1 protein-coding gene is annotated in these 397 nt (G+C 69.3%); it reads left to right on the top strand.

The window, feature by feature from the left end:
• The coding region (locus EN804_RS34980) for an MFS transporter (protein ID WP_135922327.1) at nucleotides 1-397 on the top strand (397 nt) is incomplete at both ends.

Below are 397 nucleotides of genomic sequence, written 5' to 3'. Positions count from 1 at the left end.
CTGGAGATCAGCCGCGGCCTGTCGATCTCCGAGACCCAGGTCGGCCACCTGATCAGCGCCTATGCCATCGGCGTGGTGGTCGGTGCGCCGATCCTCGCCTTCGTCGGTGCCAGTTTCCCGCGCCGCAAGCTGCTGCTGGCGTTGATGGGGTTCTACGCAGTGGGCAACCTCGCCAGCGCGCTGGCCCCGAACTACGGCACCATGCTGGCGGCACGCTTCGTTGCCGGGCTGCCGCACGGTGCGTATTTCGGCGTGGCGATGCTGGTGGCCGCCGCGATCAGCCCCGCTGGCCAGCGTGGCCAAGCCATGTCCCGGGTTCTGCTGGGCCTGTCGATCGCGATCCTGGTCGGCAACCCGCTGACCACCTGGCTGGGCCAGCAGCTGAGCTGGCGCACAG

It is taken from the genome of Mesorhizobium sp. M8A.F.Ca.ET.161.01.1.1, assembly GCF_004792105.1.
In the GTDB taxonomy this organism is placed as follows: domain Bacteria; phylum Pseudomonadota; class Alphaproteobacteria; order Rhizobiales; family Rhizobiaceae; genus Mesorhizobium.
Note: the sequence above shows the minus strand (reverse complement) of the source record. Positions and strands in the feature narration are given on the sequence as shown.